Origin of the sequence: Collinsella sp. TM06-3 (assembly GCF_003436395.1) — a bacterium.
Taxonomy (GTDB): domain Bacteria; phylum Actinomycetota; class Coriobacteriia; order Coriobacteriales; family Coriobacteriaceae; genus Collinsella.
The window spans coordinates 1-4,073 of sequence record NZ_QSPG01000043.1; the positions used below are offsets into that span (position 1 = coordinate 1).

A 4,073-nucleotide genomic window follows, 5' to 3' on the forward strand; every position below is an offset into this window, starting at 1 on the left:
ATTGTGGCCCTTGACAGTGGATTGGGTCATATGAGCGAGCGGGCTCCGGGTGCCCCAGGTTGCCGCGAAAGAGGAGGGAAGCGTACTTTATGTACGCGACCGACGATTGAGGGGCAAGATGGGGTGCCCGGGGCCCGCGCAGCGTCAACAAAAAACGCGGTTCGTTAGAACCGCGTAAGATAGTTGGAGCGGACAACGGGGCTCGAACCCGCGACCCCAACCTTGGCAAGGTTGTGCTCTACCAACTGAGCCATGTCCGCATATGTAAAACAAAACGGGCGCCGGAGCGCCCGGATGTTGCCTGGAGGCGAAGCCCGGATTCGAACCGGGGGTAAAGGCTTTGCAGGCCTCTGCCTTACCACTTGGCCACTTCGCCGAAAAAGGACCGCCTAAACGGTCCGGAAATGCAATGGAGCGGACAACGGGGCTCGAACCCGCGACCCCAACCTTGGCAAGGTTGTGCTCTACCAACTGAGCCATGTCCGCTTGCGGGTTATTAATTTACGCGAGTTGTCCAAAAGACGCAAGTACTTTTTTTCAAAAAACTTGTCTGCCGCATGTTCTTAGTAGCTAAACGCGCTAAAGCGATTGGCTAGGCACACGATTCCAGCGCTCCGCTAAACAGCTTCACCATCTGCACGCGCGTGCCGGCGCCGTCCGTACGACGAGCAACCTCCACGTTATCGACGAGCATACGCATAAGCTTGATACCACGGCCGCGCTCCTCTGATGCGACCGGTTCGCTCGTTTCATCGATAGAATAGCCGGCACCTCGATCAAGCACCTCAACCACAACGCGATCGCTATAGGCCTGAACCGTCAGGACGCACCCGATACCGCCCGCATGGTCATAGGCATTACCCAGCGCCTCCCCCGACGCCAATGCGACATCGTAGCGCTCGTCACGGCGCAACGGAAGCGATTCAAGGAGTTCGGCGATGCGATGTCGGTAGTATGGAAGATTCTCGATACCCTGACGGACCTCGACGCTCTTACTCCAGCGAGGCAGCTCCCCCACCGGAATGGCGGGAATAGACTCCCGTGTCGGCCCCGCGACATGAAGAATATCGACAAGACGAGCAATCTCCAAAAAGCGAACAACTTCACCCGATGCATTGACGAGCGAAAGCAGGCCTTCTCGCCTCATGAGCTCACGAGCGCGCGTAAGCAGGAATGCCAAGCCCGTCGAATCGATAAAGCTAACAGCCTGACAGTTGATGACGACACGACGCACGCCGCGGCCAATCAAAGCATCCAACCGCCGACGCAGCGCAGGCACCGTGGCGATGTCGATATCGCCTGGTGGCGTCAAAACCGCTATGTCATTCCACTCATTCATACGACCATGGTTCCCCAAAAAAGCCCACTCGATGCATTCGTTTCCCCAACCGTACGGATTCAGCCCGCCCAGCGTCGTCTATGAACGACCCCGTAAAAACTCAAGGGACACCAATGCAATGTCATCGTCCAGCGCCGATTCGGTAAATCGGTCAAGCTCGCCCAAGACCTTGCCGCAAATGCCCGACACGCCCTCACCCGAGACAGAGAGCAGAAGGTCGCGAAGGCGCTGCTCGCCAAAGAAAGCACCCGAGCGGTCACGCGCTTCGATTGTTCCGTCGGTGTACATAAATAGCATGTCACCAGGAGCGAACGTAAACACGCCTGTCTCGTACACCATGCTCTCAAAGGCACCGATTACCCCCGATTGGCATCCAAGCAGCTCGACCTCTCCCCCACGAGCCTCGCCGCCACCCAGCGGCATCGACTCTGGCCTGATGACCATGGTCGGAGGATGGCCCGCCGAACAATACGTTGCGCGTCCGGCTTTAAGGTCAATCTTGGCGATAAAGGCCGTCACGAACGTCTCGACCCTCGAAAAGCCCATAAGCATGCTGTTAAGGGAGCGTGCCATGCGGGCCGGTCCAGCGCCCTCCCAGGCATATGCCGTCAGGGCCGTCTTGACGAGTGCGGACATCGATGCAGCCTCAATGCCTTTGCCAGACACATCGCCCAGAATCATGACGGCGCAATCGTCGGGAAGACGGATGAGCGTATAGAAATCGCCGCCGACCAACGCCGAGTTCGTGGCCGACAGGTACACCGAATCGGCGGCGATTCCCGGAACATCCCCCAGTGAATTTCTCATGCCAATCTGGAGGGTCTGAGCGATATGGCGCTCCTCACGCTTTTGAGATTCGCCTTCATAGATCAGTTCAAAGTCATGAGCCAAGTGCACCAAGTAGTCATATTCAAGGTCATCAATCGGCTCTTGGCTACCATCACGAAGCAGCAGCGCACGCGTCGTCGGCCCCTTCGCAACAGAAGCAGGAACGATTGCGTCGTTACTGTGCTTGCCATCGCCCTCAGGGCGTGGGCGCCCCGCCTCGATGCCGGCGTCGACGTAGAGACCCTGGCAAGGCAGGCCATGCGCTCTAAGCCAGCCTCCCATAGGCATCGATTCGTCAACGCGAGTTATACGGACGTGTTTAAGGTCCTCGGCACTCGTGCCGCCCAAAACAGATGCCTCAAAGCCATCAGGGGCAGCCCCCAGACGTGCCGCTGGCGCCGTCGTGGAAAAGAAAAGCTTCTCGGGATCGTCCGGCAAAGCAACGCGACTGCCGCCTTCAAAATCTATGACGTAGGAATCCAGACTGGCGTCATACTCAACAGGGAAAAAATGGCAGTTGAGCATATTGCAGATCTCGGACGACACCGCCTGGGTAGCCGCGGCGGAATCGTCTAGAAAGGTAAACAACTCATCACGCAGCACATTGAGGGAACGACCAAGCTCGGCCGTGCGACGGGAGCGAAGGCTCGATGCCATGCCGACCAGCTGGATAGACAGGTAATCGCAAATGACCTCGAGCACATTAACGTCATAGGCGAGCGGTGCCTGGGGGCGTTTCCAACCAACTTCCAGCACACCGAGGATCTGCGTACCGTAAAAAACGGGAAGACAGATTTCACTGCGGTACGGAGGCATATCCTGCATGCGCAACAGGTGCTTAGAACGATTATCCAGGTCCATGAACATACCGGAGGCGGCCTTATCGCCCTCAAGGTCCTGTTGAATCGACAAGCGACAAGCACGCGACTCGCGAAGAACATACGTCGGAATGCCAGCGCCATACGGCAAAAACTCGGGCAGGTAGCTGTCGTACAGCTCCTTGGAAACACCGCGAAGCTTAAAGCCGCCGCTCTCAGAAAAATAGATAGCGGCACCCGAAGCATCGAGCGTTCCTACAAGCTGGCTCAAAACGGTATCAAGCAGGCTGGGTAACTCATCGGAGCCCACAGTGCTCATAATGACCGAGAGCGTCCCAGAGAGACGCTTGTTCGCCACTCTAAGCTCCGATAACGCACGCTTGAGTTGCCGGTCGTGAGAATACTGTTCCTCGATACTGTGAAGCGCCACCAGGACACGTGGTGCGCGGCGCCCAAAGATGCGTGGAGGCGTTACGGAGCCCGCACGAACCAAGACGGGAATAAAAGAGCCGTCACTCAGCTTGAGCATCAGTTCGTTCTCGGAGCCATCAGTTTCAAATGGCAGACGATGTTCCGTCGCACGTTCAAAAGCGGACGAGTACAGGACGTCTTTAACATCTCCGCCGATGACGTCGGCGCGTTCCTCGCACATCAAACCAAGTAAGCGATTATTCACATGCAGAATGGTTCCGTCGAGCTCGCAGATGATGACAGCATCGCTCGTGATCTCGACTAGTTGGGCAACGTCTGCCCACTCGTTGCGTTCAAGCGTTTCCATCGTGGACCTCACCGTCTATCGGTAACAAAAAAGCCTCCGAAGAGGCTTCTCAAATGCGATGGTGTCGGAGGCGGGACTTGAACCCGCATGACCAAAAAGCGGTCACTAGCACCTCAAGCTAGCGCGTCTGCCAATTCCGCCACTCCGACATGCTATGTTGTTGATTCGCAGTTCGTTTTGTTCGACCCGCGCGTTCAACGAAGAAGATGATAACCTATGATTCGAGAACTGTGCAAGCACTTTTTTCAAAAAAGTTTACGAATTTGTAAACCTTGATTATCGACTTTATCCGAACACCTCCCACATTCAT

2 protein-coding genes and 4 tRNA genes are annotated in these 4,073 nt (G+C 56.4%); all 6 read right to left on the bottom strand.

Annotation, left to right across the window (positions count from 1 at the left end; all coding sequences use genetic code 11):
* Positions 1 to 184 precede the first annotated feature (184 nt).
* Positions 185 to 260 (bottom strand) — tRNA-Gly (locus tag DXD56_RS09860).
* 42 nt (positions 261 to 302) lie between these two features.
* A tRNA-Cys gene (locus DXD56_RS09865) sits at positions 303 to 376 on the bottom strand.
* A gap of 34 nt (positions 377 to 410) precedes the next feature.
* Positions 411 to 486: transfer RNA gene (locus tag DXD56_RS09870), tRNA-Gly, on the bottom strand.
* Positions 487 to 592: 106 nt separating this feature from the next.
* Positions 593 to 1,339, bottom strand: coding sequence for an anti-sigma factor antagonist (locus DXD56_RS09875; protein ID WP_117641081.1), 747 nt, complete (start codon positions 1,337 to 1,339; stop codon positions 593 to 595).
* A 78-nt stretch (positions 1,340 to 1,417) separates the two neighbouring features.
* Positions 1,418 to 3,763, bottom strand: a complete 2,346-nt coding sequence (locus tag DXD56_RS09880; RefSeq protein WP_117641082.1) for a GAF domain-containing SpoIIE family protein phosphatase — start codon at positions 3,761 to 3,763, stop codon at positions 1,418 to 1,420.
* A 59-nt stretch (positions 3,764 to 3,822) separates the two neighbouring features.
* Positions 3,823 to 3,912, bottom strand: a tRNA-Leu gene (locus tag DXD56_RS09885).
* Positions 3,913 to 4,073: the final 161 nt, after the last annotated feature.

What these genes read in the sequence shown, in the direction of transcription:
- DXD56_RS09875 (WP_117641081.1), bottom strand. Translation starts at nt 1,339, where the DNA reads ATGAATGAGTGGAATGACATAGCGGTTTTGACGCCACCAGGCGATATC.
- DXD56_RS09880 (WP_117641082.1), bottom strand. Translation starts at nt 3,763, where the DNA reads ATGGAAACGCTTGAACGCAACGAGTGGGCAGACGTTGCCCAACTAGTC.